Origin of the sequence: Streptomyces bambusae (genome assembly GCF_019400985.1) — a bacterium.
GTDB lineage: Bacteria > Actinomycetota > Actinomycetes > Streptomycetales > Streptomycetaceae > Streptomyces > Streptomyces bambusae_A.
Genome location: NZ_WTFF01000047.1, coordinates 1 through 13,806, shown reverse-complemented (window position 1 = coordinate 13,806; position 13,806 = coordinate 1). Strand labels below are relative to the sequence as shown.

15 protein-coding genes are annotated in these 13,806 nt (G+C 74.5%); 9 read left to right on the top strand and 6 right to left on the bottom strand.

The window, feature by feature from the left end; genetic code table 11:
- Positions 1-97 precede the first annotated feature (97 nt).
- Positions 98-358: a hypothetical protein gene (locus tag GPJ59_RS09775; RefSeq protein ID WP_219666087.1), complete on the top strand. Its 261-nt coding sequence runs from the start codon at positions 98-100 to the stop codon at positions 356-358.
- 80 nt (positions 359-438) lie between these two features.
- Positions 439-2,526 carry an NAD-dependent DNA ligase LigA gene (ligA, locus tag GPJ59_RS09770; RefSeq protein WP_219666086.1) on the top strand — a complete coding sequence of 696 codons (2,088 nt, stop codon included), beginning with the start codon at positions 439-441 and terminating at the stop codon, positions 2,524-2,526.
- Positions 2,527-2,537: 11 nt separating this feature from the next.
- Here the strand turns inward: ligA and GPJ59_RS09765 are convergent, their stop codons facing one another.
- Positions 2,538-3,200 carry a response regulator gene (locus tag GPJ59_RS09765; protein ID WP_219666085.1) on the bottom strand — a complete coding sequence of 221 codons (663 nt, stop codon included), beginning with the start codon at positions 3,198-3,200 and terminating at the stop codon, positions 2,538-2,540.
- Positions 3,197-4,324, bottom strand: a complete 1,128-nt coding sequence (locus GPJ59_RS09760) for a sensor histidine kinase (RefSeq protein ID WP_219666084.1) — start codon at positions 4,322-4,324, stop codon at positions 3,197-3,199. The genes GPJ59_RS09765 and GPJ59_RS09760 overlap by 4 nt, the downstream gene beginning before the upstream one ends.
- Before the next feature lie 220 nt (positions 4,325-4,544).
- On the opposite strand from GPJ59_RS09760, the gene GPJ59_RS09755 reads away from it, so the two are divergent.
- The gene (locus tag GPJ59_RS09755) at positions 4,545-4,985 is read left to right on the top strand and encodes a DUF6223 family protein (protein WP_219666083.1); all 441 of its coding nucleotides are present in this window, start codon (positions 4,545-4,547) and stop codon (positions 4,983-4,985) included.
- 163 nt (positions 4,986-5,148) lie between these two features.
- Positions 5,149-5,511 carry a hypothetical protein gene (locus GPJ59_RS09750; protein ID WP_219666082.1) on the top strand — a complete coding sequence of 121 codons (363 nt, stop codon included), beginning with the start codon at positions 5,149-5,151 and terminating at the stop codon, positions 5,509-5,511.
- Positions 5,512-5,694: 183 nt separating this feature from the next.
- Here the strand turns inward: GPJ59_RS09750 and GPJ59_RS09745 are convergent, their stop codons facing one another.
- The gene (locus GPJ59_RS09745) at positions 5,695-5,841 is read right to left on the bottom strand and encodes a hypothetical protein (protein WP_219666081.1); all 147 of its coding nucleotides are present in this window, start codon (positions 5,839-5,841) and stop codon (positions 5,695-5,697) included.
- Between the two features lie 303 nt (positions 5,842-6,144).
- Here GPJ59_RS09745 and GPJ59_RS09740 point away from each other — a divergent pair, with 303 nt between their 5' ends.
- On the top strand, positions 6,145-6,504 hold the full coding sequence (locus GPJ59_RS09740) for a hypothetical protein (protein WP_219666080.1): 360 nt from the start codon (positions 6,145-6,147) through the stop codon (positions 6,502-6,504).
- A 219-nt stretch (positions 6,505-6,723) separates the two neighbouring features.
- Positions 6,724-7,674: an AEC family transporter gene (locus tag GPJ59_RS09735; RefSeq protein ID WP_219666079.1), complete on the top strand. Its 951-nt coding sequence runs from the start codon at positions 6,724-6,726 to the stop codon at positions 7,672-7,674.
- Between the two features lie 100 nt (positions 7,675-7,774).
- Here GPJ59_RS09735 and GPJ59_RS09730 read toward each other — a convergent pair whose 3' ends face one another.
- Entirely contained in the window at positions 7,775-8,713 is a 939-nt protein-coding gene (locus GPJ59_RS09730; protein ID WP_219666078.1) for a diacylglycerol kinase, read from the bottom strand.
- A complete protein-coding gene (locus GPJ59_RS09725) occupies positions 8,710-10,347 on the bottom strand; it encodes an FAD-binding oxidoreductase (RefSeq protein ID WP_258024134.1) in 1,638 nt (545 codons plus the stop codon). The genes GPJ59_RS09730 and GPJ59_RS09725 overlap by 4 nt, the downstream gene beginning before the upstream one ends.
- 20 nt (positions 10,348-10,367) lie before the next feature.
- Here GPJ59_RS09725 and GPJ59_RS09720 point away from each other — a divergent pair, with 20 nt between their 5' ends.
- The 3 genes from GPJ59_RS09720 (at position 10,368) to GPJ59_RS09710 (ending at position 13,200) form a co-directional block, all read left to right on the top strand.
- Positions 10,368-11,018 carry a TetR/AcrR family transcriptional regulator gene (locus tag GPJ59_RS09720; protein WP_219666077.1) on the top strand — a complete coding sequence of 217 codons (651 nt, stop codon included), beginning with the start codon at positions 10,368-10,370 and terminating at the stop codon, positions 11,016-11,018.
- On the top strand, positions 11,015-12,559 hold the full coding sequence (locus GPJ59_RS09715) for a glycerol-3-phosphate dehydrogenase/oxidase (RefSeq protein WP_219666076.1): 1,545 nt from the start codon (positions 11,015-11,017) through the stop codon (positions 12,557-12,559). Before GPJ59_RS09720 ends, GPJ59_RS09715 begins: the two co-directional genes overlap by 4 nt.
- Positions 12,560-12,750: 191 nt before the next feature.
- On the top strand, positions 12,751-13,200 hold the full coding sequence (locus tag GPJ59_RS09710) for a YciI family protein (protein ID WP_219666075.1): 450 nt from the start codon (positions 12,751-12,753) through the stop codon (positions 13,198-13,200).
- 28 nt (positions 13,201-13,228) lie between these two features.
- On the opposite strand, the gene GPJ59_RS09705 is transcribed toward GPJ59_RS09710, so the two are convergent.
- Positions 13,229-13,806: hypothetical protein (locus tag GPJ59_RS09705; RefSeq protein ID WP_219666074.1), on the bottom strand; the 578-nt coding region annotated here is incomplete at its 5' end.

Here is a 13,806-nt window from a genome sequence, read left to right as displayed (position 1 = left end):
CGTCCGCCCGTCTGGCCGTCCCGCCGGACTGGGCCGACCGGCCCAACCTCCCCGTCCGCTCCCCCGGCGGAGCCCCGGGGTCGCCTACGGTCTCGCTATGAGTGAGATCGTCGTGGTGTTCGAGCTGGGCAAGCCGGTGGCGGGGGCGGGCGGGGCGGAGCCGTCCGTGGTCCGGGTGCACGCGGCGCCCGCCGCCCCCGGACAGGCCACGGTCGCCGGTCCGCGCACGTACTGCGGCAAGGACACCTTCGCGATGGCACCGGCCCCGTGGCGGCCGTCCGACCACCCCGGCCCCGCCTGGTACCCCGAGGACCACGCGCAACTGGTCTGCCCCGCCTGCGCGGACGCGATGGGCTGAGCGGGCGCCCGGCGCCCCGACACCTGGGACCGGGAGGCGTGGAAGGGCCGTTGTCAGTGCCTCGGGAGAGGATCACCCGCATGACGATTCTTTCCGCCGATGAGGCGCTGTCCGGCCTGTCCACCCGTACCGAGTACGAGGCGGCGCTGCAGCGTCTGCGCGAGGCCTCGCGGGCGTACTACGGCGAGGGCGACAGCGCTCTGGACGACACCGCGTACGACCGGCTCCGGCTGGCCGTCCTGGCCTGGGAGGCAGCGAACCCCGCCGAGGTCCCGGCCGACTCCCCCACCGGCCTGGTCGGCGACGGGGCGGCGCCGGCCGGCGACGTCGCGCACACCACCCGCCTGCTGAGCCTGGACAACGTCTTCGACGCCGAGGGCCTGGTGGCCTGGGGCGCGTCCGTCCAGCGCCGGCTCGGCGCCGTCCCGGCGGGCGGGTTCACCGTCGAGCCGAAGATCGACGGCGCGGCCGTGGCCGCGCGGTACCGCGACGGGCGCCTCGTCCAGGTCATCACCCGCGGCGACGGCAGCCACGGAGAGGACGTCAGCCACGTCATCGGCCAGATCGACGGCCTGCCCGAGCAGCTGGCCGAGCCGGTCACCGTCGAGGTCCGCGGCGAGGTGGCCTTCACGCAGGAGCAGTTCGAGACGGCGAACGAGGTCCGGACCGCCCACGGCGCACAGGTCTTCGCCAACCCCCGCAACGGCACGGCGGGCACGCTGCGGGCGAAGGACCGGCCGTACCGGCTGCGGATGACGTTCTGGGCGTACGGCGCGGTGGAACTGGACGTGGAACCGGACGTGGAACCGGACGGCGAATCGTTCCTGCCGGCTGGGGCCACGCACGCCCAGGTCCTTGCCGCCGTGGCCGCGGCCGGGGTGCAGACGACCGCGGCCTGTCCCGCCGGACTCCACGTCGTCACCGACCTCGCCGAGGCGCAGCAGCGGATCGACGCGATCGCGGCGGGGCGGGCGGAACTGCCCGTCGGCATCGACGGCGTGGTCGTCAAGCTGAACGACACGGCCGAGCAGGAGGCGGCCGGCTCCGGCACCCGGTTCCCCTACTGGGCCGTCGCCGTCAAGCTGCCCGCGGTCGAGCGCCAAACGGTGCTGGAGGACGTCGTGTGGGAGGTCGGCCGCACCGGGGTCATCGCCCCGACCGCAGTGCTCGCCCCAGTCGAGATCGACGGCTCCACCGTCACCCGGGCCACCCTGCACAACCCCGCCGACATCCGCCGGCGCGACCTGCACCTCGGCGACACCGTGACGGTGTACAAGGCCGGCGACATCATCCCGCGCGTCCAGGCGGCGGTGGTCCGGCTCCGGCCGGCCGGGGCGACACCGGTGCCGCTGCCCGAGGCGTGCCCGCGCTGCGGTGGCGGGATCGACAAGGCCCAGGAGCGGTGGCGCTGCGCGCAGGGCACCTCGTGCGCGCTCCCGGCGCTGATCGAGTACGCCTCCGGGCGCGAGATGCTCGACATCGACGGCCTCGGCAGGACCTACGTGGCGGCCCTGGTCGATTCCGGCGCCGTCGGCGACATCGCCGATCTCTTCACCCTGACCGTCGACCAGCTCACCGCCGCGTCCGGCAGCGCCAAGCGGGCCGCCAAGCTCGCCGAGCAGATCACGGCCGCCAGGTCCCGCCCCCTGAGCCGCGTCTTCTGCGCGCTCGGAGTGCTCGGCACCGGGCGCAGCATGTCGCGCCGCATCGCCCGGCACTTCGGCACGATGGACGCGATACGCGAGGCCGATGCGGCCGCGATGCAGGACGTGGAGGGGATCGGCCCGGAGAAGGCCCCGGTCGTCGTCGAGCAGGTGGCCGCCCTGGCCTCGGTCATCGACAAGCTGATCGCGGCGGGCGTGAACATGGCCGAGCCCGGGGACCCGTCGGTGGCGCGCGGGGGCGGGCCGCTGGAGGGCAAGGTCGTCGTGGTCACCGGGAAGATGGCCGGGCCGCTGGACGGGCTCGGCCGGTCGGAGATGAACGCGCTGATCGAGAAGGCGGGTGGGCGCGCGGGCAGCAGCGTCAACTCCAAGACCTCCATCCTGGTCGCCGCGCCGTCCGCGAGCGGCAAGCCGAGCTCGAAGGCGGTCAAGGCCGCCGAACTCGGTGTCGAGGTCCTCACGCCGGAGGCGTTCGCCGAGCTGGTCGCCGGCTGGCCGGCCTGACGGCCGGCCGGTCACCGGGTGCGCGGGGCCACCAGGCCGGATTCGTAGGCGAGGACCACGAGTTGCGCCCGGTCACGGGCGTGGAGCTTGGACATGGCCCGGTTGACGTGGGTCTTCGCCGTCATCGGGCTGATCACCAGGCGGCCCGCGATCTCGTCGTTGGACAGGCCCTGCGCGACCAGCACGACGGCCTCGCGTTCACGGCCGGTCAGCTCGTGCAGCCCTGCGCCGGCGTCGGAGGGCAGGGGCTGGGCGACGTACCGGTCGATCAGCTTGCGGGTGATGGAGGGTGCGAGCAGGGCGTCGCCGCGCGCGGCGACGCGGACGGCGTGCAGGAAGTCTTCCGGCTCGATGTCCTTGACCAGGAATCCGGCGGCGCCGGCGCGCAGCGCGTCGAAGACGTATTCGTCCAGGCCGTAGTTGGTCAGGATGACGACGTGCACCCCGGCCAGGGCGGGGTCGGCGGCGATGCGCCGGGTCGTCTCGATGCCGTCGACGACCGGCATCCGGATGTCGACGAGCGCGACGTCGGGCAGGTGCTCCCTGGCGAGCCGCAGGCCCTCGCCGCCGTCGGCGGCCTCGGCCACCACCTCGATGTCGTCCTCGAGATCGAGGAGTGCGCGGAATCCGCTGCGGATGAGCGGCTGGTCGTCGACCAGCAGGACACGGATCACGGCGTACGGTCCAGGGGGAGCTCGGCCCGGACGGTGAAGCCGCCCTCGGTGCGCGGCTCCGCCTGCAGGCGGCCGCCGAGGGCGGTGACGCGTTCGCGCATGCCCAGCAGGCCGACGCCGGGCGTCGGCGCGGTGGCCGGTGCGGCCCTGCCGTCGTCGTCGATGCGTATCGCGAGGGCGTGCGGGCGGCAGTCGATGCGCACCGACGCCGTGTCGGCGTCCGCGTGGCGGGCGATGTTGGTCAGCGACTCCTGGACGATCCGGTAGACGGTCCGGCCCACCGCGGCCGGCACGTCGTGCCGCTGTCCCTCGACGGTCAGCGTCGCCTCCAGACCTGCCTTCCTCGCGCGTTCCACCAGTTCCGGGACGTCGTCGAGCCCCGGCGGCGGGGCCGTGTCGTCGTCGCGCAGCGCCTCCAGGGTGGCGCGCAGCTCCCGGCTCGCCTCACGACCGGCCTCCTGGATCGCCAGCAGCGCCTCCGGCACCTGTTCACCGCGCTTGCGGGCCACGTGGACGGCGGCTTCGGCCTGCACCTTGATGACCGAGATCTGGTGGGTGAGCGCATCGTGCAGCTCCCGCGCGATGTGCAGCCGCTCCTCGTCGGCGCGGCGCCGCGCGGCCTCCTCCTTGGTGCGCTCGGCCTCGTCCGCCCGCCGCTCGGCCTGCCGCAGCGCCTCGCCCGCGGCGCCGGCAGCGATCAGCCAGGCCAGTTCCAGGGCGCCTCGGGCCCGTGCGAACGCCTCGCCCGTGTCGTGCAGGCCCGAGGCCAGGGCGGCGAGCGGGAGCACGGCCAGCATGGCCACGCTCGCCGCCACCGTCACGGTGCGGTGTCCGGCCCGCACGGCCGCGTACACCGCGAACAGGAACGCGACGACAGGTACGTCGAAGCCGGCCGCCTGGTACCCCGCCGCACACAGCCCGGCCACGACCAGCACCGCGACCGGAGCCCGGCGCCGCGCGACCAGTGCCAGCCCGCCGGCGGCCAGCAGTACGTACCCGAGCAGGTCGAGGTCCGTGCCCGGACGCTGCCCGGACAGCCCGGTGACCAGCAGCGCCACCGCTACGCCGACGGCGATGGCCCAGTCTGCGGCACGGGCCCGGTCCCAGGGCTCAGCTGCACTCATGCGCGCACCCTAGCTGGCTGCCGCCGCCGGGCGGGTCCCCCTCGGGGACGAGGGGCCGGCTACCGCGTACGCAGTACTTCCGTTGCTCCTGCGGCGTCCGTGGTAGCCGGATGCGGCATCGGCGGCAGGGCGAAGTGTCCGCGTCCGCCGGACGACCGGGGGCGGGTCCGGCGGGCATGCTCGACCCACATCCGACCGCAGGAAGTGAAGGAGCTCCGCCATGGCTGTTCCGGCTGTTCGCCGTCTGTTCGCCACCGCCTCGGCCGCCGTGGTCGTAGGCATCGTGCTTGCCGGCCCGGCGGCCGCGGCCGCTTCGGTCCAGCCCGTCGCTGCCGGCGTCTACGACGTCAGCCTCGGTCGTATCGGGGCCGCGGCGGGTGCGCTGCTGGGGCTGGCCGGCGTGGCCGTCGCTTGGCTGGCGCGGGCCCGTCCTACGGGGTGTCTCGGCGCTGCCGGCGGATCACTCGGCGCCGTGGCGGCCGTGGCGGCGGGGCTGACCGGCACGGCCCTCGGCGGGCTGGTCGCGGCCACCGCCGACGGTGGTCTCGGCACCGGCAACGGGCTGGGCGGGGCCTACGTGGCCCTGCTGACGGGACTGGCCGCGACGGCCCTCGGCGGGCTGGGCCTGGCCCGGTCCCGCAGCTCCCGCCGCACCGGCTGACCGCGGGGATGCCACGGCGGCCGGGGTTCGTCAAGCCCCGAGTTCCAGGGTCATGACCCGCCGCCCCTCTCCGGGGCCCAATGGAGACACGGGCCGGCACGGCCCACCCAGGGACCGGCCCCCGGCACCTGGGACATCTCTCCCCCTCACAAGGAGCACCGTCATGACCCGCACCGCCCTGACCCGACGTCTGGCCCTCCTCGGCGTCTCCGGCGCCCTCGCCGCAGGTGGCGCTCTGCTGCCCTCCAGCGCGTTCGCCGCCCCGGCAGCCGCCCCGGCAGCCGCTCCGGTCGCAGCAGTGCAGACCGCACCCGCCCAGCAGGCGCACCCGATCGGCAACAAGACGACCGTCGAGGTCAAGACGAAGACCGTCGAGCACGTCCTGCGCGACGGCAGGGTCAAGGTCACCACGACCAAGACGGTCACCAAGACGACCAAGAACCACCACGGCAAGGTGGTCAAGAAGACCGTCACGACGACGGTGACCGTGCGGATCCACCCGGCGCCGGAGACGGAGGACGAGTAAGCCGGCCGGACACCGCAGCTCGGCCGATGGCCGATGGCCCGCGATCGACCGTGCGGCTCCACGCCCCGCCGCACGGCACCGAGAGGGCCGGTCCTCCTTCGAGCGAAGGAGGACCGGCCCTCTCCGGCGTGTACGCGGGGCGCGGAGCGCACCGGCCGGCCACCGGGCGGCCTGCCTCGACCGTCAGTCCTCGCCGAGGACTATGTGCTCCTCCAGCACGGGGTCCGACCCGCTCTCGGCGCCACGGCGGCTGCTCTCGGCCACTCCGGCGCCAGGCGCGGTACGCCGCGCCTCCTCCGGCTGGTCGGGGCTCGCGAACTCGTTCCGCATCACGGTCTTCCTTTCATCCGATCGGCGCGGGGCAGTCGCCTCGACGCCACCCGCCCGGCGCTCCCTGTCGCCGCCCACAGCCCGGGGCTCCCTCGGCACGAGAGAGGAGGACGCCTCCACACTCTGTCCGGCCGCGCGGCGGGGCGCCCGCGCTGGAGCGCCGACCGGGTGACACGGGCCTGGTGGCGGCGTCCTGCGGCGGACGGCGCCACGCCGTCACCGGGAGCCCGGCGTACGGGAAGAGGCGGAATGTCGTCGCAGCAGGGGGGCGGTCCGGCGGACACCTGGCTAGAATCGGCACCCATGTCCAAGCCTGACGAGCTGCTCGTCGACATCGCCGCACAGGTGGAGTCCGGACAGAGCAACCAGATGTCCCTGACGGTGATCGTCGCGGGCGCTGTCATCACGGGGCGGCTGGCGCCTGAGGCCATGTGGCGACAACGCGTCCGCGAGGTCCTGACGGACTCGGCCAGCCTGGGTGAGTTCGCCGGAGTCTTCCAGGCTCCGCGCCACACGAAGGAACCACCGAAGCACCTCCACTTCCACGTGGCCCGGATCCTGCAGGGCACGGTCGGCATCCCGGAAACCGGCGGGATGTACCGCGTGGCGATCACGGACGTGAGTGCCTGGACCATGGGCGCCTTCAGCTACTCCGACGCCTGACCCGTCACGCCGACGCCCGGCCCGTTACGCCGACGCCCGGCCCGTTCCCGACCCGCACCGAGAGGCCCCTTCCCGGCGCGGGCGGGCTCCGCGTCGCACCTGCTCGTACGCGGGACCGCCTGTGAGATCCTGCCCGTCGGCCGGATCGATGATCATGATGGCGAACCGCGGGCAGGGGAACAGGCTCCACCGGGGAGCCGCGAGGGCAAGGGCACGTACATGGGAGCGGTGGGGGCTCTGGAGAAGCTGGCACCGGTGGTGCTGGCCTTCGGATGCGGGGTGGTCCTGGCGAGGCGGAAGGCGGTGCCGGCAGAGAGCTCGAAGGTCTTCGCGGACTACGCGTTCCTCTTCGCCGTGCCCTGCTTCCTGTTCGGCAACATCTACCGCAGCGATCTGGGGGCGCTCTTCGACTGGCGGGCCATCGGCGGCTACGCGGCCGCGGCGGGCGCCGCGGCCGTGCTGACCGGAGTGCTGGCCCGGGCCACGGGCGTGCGCGATCCGCGCGGTGTGGCGCTGCGCATCATGGCGGCGGTCCAGGTGAACACGGCCTACTTCGCCGTGCCGGTGTTCATCATGCTGTTCGGGAACGCGGCACCGATATTCCCGGTGCTGCTGTTCCAGGTCTGCGTCCTGTCCCTGATCATCATCTCGATCATGGAGTTGGGGCGCCCGGACCGCGTCGGCAGCCCGGCCCGCCGGCTCGGTTCGGCCGTCAGCGCCTCGCTGATGACGCCCGTGGTCATCGCCTGCAACGCGGGCATCCTGCTCAACCTGCTGCCCGTGACGGTGCCCGGTGTGGTGCTGGACAGTTTCGCGTTCGTCGGCGACAGCGCCTCACCGGTGGCGCTGTTCGCCCTCGGGCTGCACCTCGGCGGCAGCGGCCTGAAGGTGCGCGGCACCACCCGGGAGGAGATGTGGATCATCGCCTTCAAGTGCGTCGCCCTCCCCCTGATCACGTACGTCGTGTGCCGCCACCTCTTCGGCGTCGGGGGCGAGTGGCTCAGCTACCTCGTCCTGATCGCGGCCATGCCCGCGCCGCAGAACCTCTTCATCTTCGCCCAGCGCTACGACGTCGGCGTCGACATGTCGGCCTCGCTCGTCATCAAGAGCTCGGTCGTCGCGCTGCTCCTGCTCCCGCTGTGGACGCAGTGGGCGGCGCCCGCGGCCTAGGGCCTGTCGACGGCCCCAGTGTGACGGGCCGTTCGGGGGTGGAGCGGGGCGCCGGCCCCGCTCGACGGCGGCCGAGGGGCCCCGATGCGGGGCCCCTCGCTCAGTGCGGCACGAGCAGGGACAGGGAGCGCGGTACGACCCGGGCCACCGCCGGCAGGGGGCCGGCCAGGTCGCCGTCGGCGTACGCGTTGATGCCGGCCGACTCGATGCGCACCGTGGCCGAGCGCAGGGTGGTCACCGCGCTGTGCCGTACGTGCGTACCGCGGAACACGGTCGGGAAGAACCGCACCAGCCGGGTCCGGGGCAGGGCCGCGACCAGGGTGAGGTCGAACAGCCCGTCCCCGGGGTCCGCTTCGGGGCAGATCAGCATCCCGCCGCCGTAGCTGCGGGTGTTGCCCACCGAGGCCATCGTCAGGTCGGTGTGGATCTCCTGCCCGTCGTCGAGGACGAGGCGGAACCGCAGCGGCCGCAGGCCCGCCAGCTCGGCCAGCATCGCCACGTGGTACTTCATCCGGCCGCGTGGCCGGCGTAGCCGGTTGGCCCGGTCGCTGACCAGCGAGTCGAAGCCGACGGCGAGCACCGAACCGAAGTAGCGGCCCGTACCGTCGGCCGTGTCGATCCGCCCGGTGTCCACCCGCAGTACCCGGCCGCCGGCGACGACGTCGGCGGCGGCCCGCGGGTCGCGCAGCGGCAGGCCGTACTCCCGGGCCAGGTCGTTGCCGGTGCCCGCCGGGATGACGCCCAGCGGCAGCTGGGTGCCGGTGACCGCCTGCAGGGCCAGCGAGATCATGCCGTCGCCGCCGACGACCACCAGGGCGTCCACGCCGGAGTCGACCGCTTCGCGGGCCAGCCGCACGGTGTCGTCCGGGTCGGTGCCCGTCGCGCTGCGGACCTCGATCCCGTGTTCGCGCAGCCGGGCCTCGGCGGGCCCGGCCGCCCGGGTCGCGTGCCCGGAGGCCGCGGCCGGGTTGGTCAGCACCAGTACGCTGCGGACGGCGTGGGCCGCCGTCCTCCCCTGCCCTTCCTGGCCGGGTCTCACGGGATGAGTTTTCCGGGGTTGAGGATGCCGACCGGGTCGAGGACGCCCTTGACGGCCTTCAGCACGGCCACGCCCAGCTCGCCGATCTCCTGCTCCATCCAGGGCCGGTGGTCGGTGCCGACCGCGTGGTGGTGGGTGATGGTGGCGCCGGCGGCCGCGATCGCGTCGCACGCCGCCGTCTTCGCCGCCTGCCACTGGGCGATCGCGTCGCCGCGCTGCGCCCCGACGACGGTGAAGTAGAGCGAGGCGCCGGTCGGGTAGACGTGCGATATGTGGCACATCACGAGCGAGGTGCTGCCGCCCGCCTGCAGGGCTCCCTGCAGCGCGGCGGTGACGTCCGCCCGCAGCCGCGCGAGGTTCGACCAGTCGGTGGCCGTCTCCAGGGTCTCGCACAGCGCCCCGTTGTCGAGCAGTGCGTCGCGCAGGTACGGGGCGTCGAACCGGCCGTGCTCCCAGGCCCGGGCCGGCTCCTCGCCGAGCGAGGTGGCGCCGTGCGCCAGCATGGTCCGGCGGGTCGCCTCGTGCCGGGCGGCGGTCTGCTCCTCGGTGCCCTCGAAGACGGTGACGGCCAGGCAGCCGCTGACCTCCTGCGGGGCGCCGATCTTCGACGTCATCGCGAGGTTGACGGCGGTCTCGGTCTCGTCGGACAGCCGGATCACGGTGGGCCCGGTGCCCTGCTGCTCCACGGCCCGCAGCGCGGCGGCGCCGGCGGCGAAGTCGGGGAACCGCCAGGCCTCGTACCGGCGGACCGCGGGTACGGGGTGCACGCGCACCCGCACCGCGGTGATGACGCCGAGGGTGCCCTCCGAGCCGAGGAACAGCTGGCGCAGGTCGGGGCCGGCCGCGGAGGCCGGGCCGCGGCCCAGGTCCAGGGTGCCGGTCGGGGTGACCACCCGCAGGCCGCGCACCATCTCGTCGAAGCGCCCGTACCCGGCGGAGTCCTGGCCGGAGGACCGGGTCGCCGCGAACCCGCCGATGGTGGCGTAGCGGAAGCTCTGCGGGTAGTGGCCCAGTTCGAAGCCGTGCGCACCGAGCAGTTCCTCGGCCCGCGGCCCGGTGACGCCCGCGCCGAGGACCGCCTCGCCGGACACCTCGTCGAAGGAGAGCAGGGCGTCGAAGCGGCGCAGGTCCAGGGAGAGGACCGCGCCGAACTCCCCGCGCACCGGGTCCAGTCCGCCGACGACGCTGGTGCCGCCGCCGAACGGGACCACGGCGATCCGCTGCTGCGCGCACAGGGCGAGCACGTCCCGCAGCTCCTCCTCGGTGCCGGGCACCACCACCGCGTCCGGCGCGTCCTGGGGGCCGGTGCTGCGGCGGCGCAGCAGGTCCGGCGTCGACTTGCCGCCGGCCCGGGGCAGCCGGTCGGCGTCCTGGACGCTGACGTGCTCCTCGCCGACGATCTCGGTGAGGGCCCGGAGGTGGACCCCGCTGAGGGCCGACGGGCGCACCAGCACCTCGTCGCGGGCGGGCGCCGGCGCCGCGGCGGTGTCGATCTCCAGCAGGGTGTGCAGGAGGTTCCGGACGTCGTCGGAGAGGGGTTTCGCCAGCGCCGGGTCACCCCAGGCGTTCCACGCCATGGGCGGGGCCGGCAGGGCGGCGGGAGCGGACGGGGGCAGGTGGGATCGCGTAGGCATGCGTTACAGTTTTCCACATCATGTCACTCAGTAACAGCGCTGGAAGCGACGAAGAGTCCCGGGGCACCGGGGATGGCCCCCGGAGCACCGGGGAGGACGCCCGGAGCACCGCGGAAAACGCCCCGAGCATCGACGACAAGATCCTCGACGCGGCGGCCGAACTGGTCGCGGTGCTCGGCAAGCGCGTCCAGCTCGCCGAGATCGCCCGGCGTGCCGGGGTGAGCCGCCCCACGGTCTACCGCCGCTGGCCCGACGTACGCGCCGTCGTCGGCTCGCTCCTCACCCGCGAGATCATGCGCACCGTCGAACGGACCCCGAGGACCGGCGACGACCTCGCCGGCCTCGTCGAGTGGATCGTCGACGTCGCCGTACAGCTGCGCGACCACCCGGTGCTCGGCGGGCTCCTCGCCGACGGCGACCTGCTCACCGAGTACGTCGTCCAGCGCCTCGGCACCAGCCAGCGAACCCTGCTCAGCCTCCTGCGGGACGCCGTGGAGGCCGGCCAGCGGGGCGGCACCGTCCGCCCCGGCGAGCCGATGCAGCTCGCCTCCATGGTCCTGCTCATCACCCAGTCCACGGTCCAGTCGCACCGCATGGTCGCCGAGCTGCTCCCCGAGCCCGCCTGGCGGAGCGAACTGGCCCTCGCCCTGAACGGATACCTGAGGCCATGACCGAAACGCCCCGTGCCGTCCTCGACAGCGCCCGCCGCTCCGCCGACCTCGCGGCCCTCGCCGCCGGAGCCCCCGTCGACCTGCTGGTCATCGGCGGCGGCGTGACCGGCGCGGGGGTGGCCCTGGACGCCGCGTCCCGCGGGCTGCGCACCGTCCTCGTCGAGGCCCGCGACCTCGCCTTCGGCACCAGCCGCTGGAGCTCCAAGCTCGTCCACGGCGGGCTGCGCTACCTGGCCTCCGCCCAGGTCGGCGTCGCCCACGAGAGCGCCGTGGAACGCGGCATCCTGATGACCCGGACCGCCCCGCACCTCATCCGCGCACTGCCGCAGGTCGTACCGCTGCTGCCGTCGGTCTCCCGGGCCGGCGCGGCCCTCGTACGCACCGGCTTCCTCGCCGGCGACGCCCTGCGGGTGGCCGCCCGCACCCCGGCCGGAGTACTGCCCCGCGCCCGCCGCGTCGGCCCCGACGAGGCCGCCCGCCTCGTCCCCGCCGTCCGCACCGAGGGACTGCGCGGCGCGCTCGTCGCGCACGACGGCCAACTCGTCGACGACGCCCGCCTGGTCGTCGCGATCGCCCGGACCGCCGCGGAACACGGCGCGCGCGTCCTCACCCGGGCCCGCGCAACCGACGTCACCGGCACCAGCGCCGACATCACCGACACCCTGACCGGCGAGACCCTGTGCATACGGGCCCGCGCGGTGGTCAACGCCACCGGCGTCTGGGCGGACCAGGTCGACGACTCGATCCGGCTGCGCCCGAGCCGCGGCGCCCACCTGGTCTTCGACGCGGCCGCCTTCGGCCGCCCGCAGGGCGCCCTGACCGTGCCCGTCCCCGGCTCCACCAGCCGCTTCGTCTTCGCCCTCCCGCAGCAGCTGGGCCGCGTCTTCCTCGGCCTGACCGACGAGGAGGCACCCGGCCCCGTCCCCGACGAGCCGCAGCCCACCGAGGCCGAGACCGACTTCCTCCTCGACACCGTCAACACCGCCCTCGGCCGCGCCCTCACCCGCGCCGACATCCGCGGCTCCTTCGCCGGACTGCGCCCGCTGCTCGACACCGGCGACGGCGCGACCGCCGACCTGTCCCGGCGCCACGCCGTCCGCGAGGCACCCTCCGGGGTGATCACCGTCGTGGGCGGCAAGCTCACCACCTACCGAGCGATGGCCGAACAGGCCGTGGACACCGCCTGCCGACTGCGCGGCCTGACCGCCGGCCCCTGCCGCACCCGCGACCTCCCGCTCGTCGGCGCACCCGGCCACCCGGCCAGCAGGCAGGCCGGCCGGGCCGACGCACCCGCCCCGCTGATCGCCCGCTACGGCGGCGAGGCGCACGCCGTGCTCGCGGCGGCCACCGTCCCCGATCCGCTCGGCCGGATCGCCGAACGGATCAACATCACGCGGGCCGAGGTCGAGTTCGCGGTGACCCACGAGGGCGCCCTCGACGCCGAGGACGTCCTGCACCGCCGTACGCGTATCGGCTTCGTCGCCGCCGACGCGGAGGCGGCCCGCCCGGCGGTGGAGGAGATCCTGGCGACCCACCGCTGATCCCAGCCATCGTCACAGCCATCGTCACTCCCGCCCCGGGACGGGCAGCGGGCCGGCCCGGCGGGCTCGTTCGCCCGTCGGGGTGAACCCGTACCGGTGAGCTCCGGCGAGGTGTCGGCAAAGGCTGCCCGGCCACGACGTCTGCTGTGCATGGGCCCCGCACGGGGCCGCGGCTCACAGAGGAGAACGTCATGAAGTACCTGGTGATGGTGCAGGGCGCGCAGGCCGACTACGACGCCATGAACGGCAGGGCTTCCGCGCACAGCCCGGCCTGGAGCGAGCAGGAGCTCAGGGCGATGTTCGCGTACATGAGCGCGATCAACGACGACCTGACCGAGTCGGGGGAGTTCGTCGACGGGCAGGGGCTCGTGGAGCCCGCCAGGACCCGGTTCGTCACCGCGGACGCGGAGGGGCGGCCGGTCGTCACGGACGGGCCGTACGGGGAGACGATGGAGGTGATCGCCGGGTACTGGGTGCTCGACTGCGCGAGCCTGGAGAGGGTGACGGAGATCGCGGCGCGGGTGGCGCAGTGCCCGGCGCCGGCCGGGTCCCCGGTCTACCCGGTGGTGATCCGCCCGATCGACGAGGCCGGCGGGAGCGAGCTCGGTGAGGGCGGGACCGGCGGGAGCGACATCGGCTGACACGACCCGCGGGGCAGGCCCGTACGGGTCACGAGACGACGCGGGGTTCGCCGGGGACCAGCCGGTTTCCCTCACGGGTCCAGACGGTCGTCGACTCCCCGGTGGGGCAACAGCGCGGATCGGTGGGCCGGTGCCACCTCTCGTGGACGGTGATCCGGCCCGGCGCGAAGTCCACTTGGGTCAGGCCGATGCCGTACGAGCCCGTCTGCTTCTGCCGCGGGGTGATCGTGCCGAGGACGGCCAGGCTGTCCCCGAGGCGGGAGAGGACGACGTAGCCGACCGCGAGCTGGCCGCTCATCGTGGCTCCGTTGTCGTCGCAGCCGACGTGGAGGGCGGCCTCGTCGCGCTGGTCGCCGTCGGTGTCGCCGTAGGTGACGTTCCGTCCGCTGCGGACGCGTACCGTTCCCCAGGTCCGCGAGGTGGCCGTGGCCACGCCGTCGGTGAGCCGGACCGGTTCGGGCAGGTCGCAGAAGTCCCCGGGGACCAGACTGTTCGCCCAGTCCACGTCGTGCAGGTCCGCCGGCGCCGGCCCGATCACCCGGGGCCCGTCCGCGGGCGACGGGCCGGCCCCGGCCGACGGCGGCGCCGAGGCCGCACCCGAGCCGG

Excerpts from the sequence above, each read along its gene's own strand:
- GPJ59_RS09775 (WP_219666087.1), top strand. The coding sequence starts at position 98 with ATGAGTGAGATCGTCGTGGTGTTCGAGCTGGGCAAGCCGGTGGCGGGG.
- ligA (WP_219666086.1), top strand. The coding sequence starts at position 439 with ATGACGATTCTTTCCGCCGATGAGGCGCTGTCCGGCCTGTCCACCCGT.
- GPJ59_RS09760 (WP_219666084.1), bottom strand. The coding sequence starts at position 4,324 with ATGAGTGCAGCTGAGCCCTGGGACCGGGCCCGTGCCGCAGACTGGGCC.
- GPJ59_RS09755 (WP_219666083.1), top strand. The coding sequence starts at position 4,545 with ATGGCTGTTCCGGCTGTTCGCCGTCTGTTCGCCACCGCCTCGGCCGCC.
- GPJ59_RS09750 (WP_219666082.1), top strand. The coding sequence starts at position 5,149 with ATGACCCGCACCGCCCTGACCCGACGTCTGGCCCTCCTCGGCGTCTCC.
- GPJ59_RS09745 (WP_219666081.1), bottom strand. The coding sequence starts at position 5,841 with ATGCGGAACGAGTTCGCGAGCCCCGACCAGCCGGAGGAGGCGCGGCGT.
- GPJ59_RS09740 (WP_219666080.1), top strand. The coding sequence starts at position 6,145 with ATGTCCAAGCCTGACGAGCTGCTCGTCGACATCGCCGCACAGGTGGAG.
- GPJ59_RS09735 (WP_219666079.1), top strand. The coding sequence starts at position 6,724 with ATGGGAGCGGTGGGGGCTCTGGAGAAGCTGGCACCGGTGGTGCTGGCC.
- GPJ59_RS09725 (WP_258024134.1), bottom strand. The coding sequence starts at position 10,347 with ATGCCTACGCGATCCCACCTGCCCCCGTCCGCTCCCGCCGCCCTGCCG.
- GPJ59_RS09720 (WP_219666077.1), top strand. The coding sequence starts at position 10,368 with ATGTCACTCAGTAACAGCGCTGGAAGCGACGAAGAGTCCCGGGGCACC.
- GPJ59_RS09715 (WP_219666076.1), top strand. The coding sequence starts at position 11,015 with ATGACCGAAACGCCCCGTGCCGTCCTCGACAGCGCCCGCCGCTCCGCC.
- GPJ59_RS09710 (WP_219666075.1), top strand. The coding sequence starts at position 12,751 with ATGAAGTACCTGGTGATGGTGCAGGGCGCGCAGGCCGACTACGACGCC.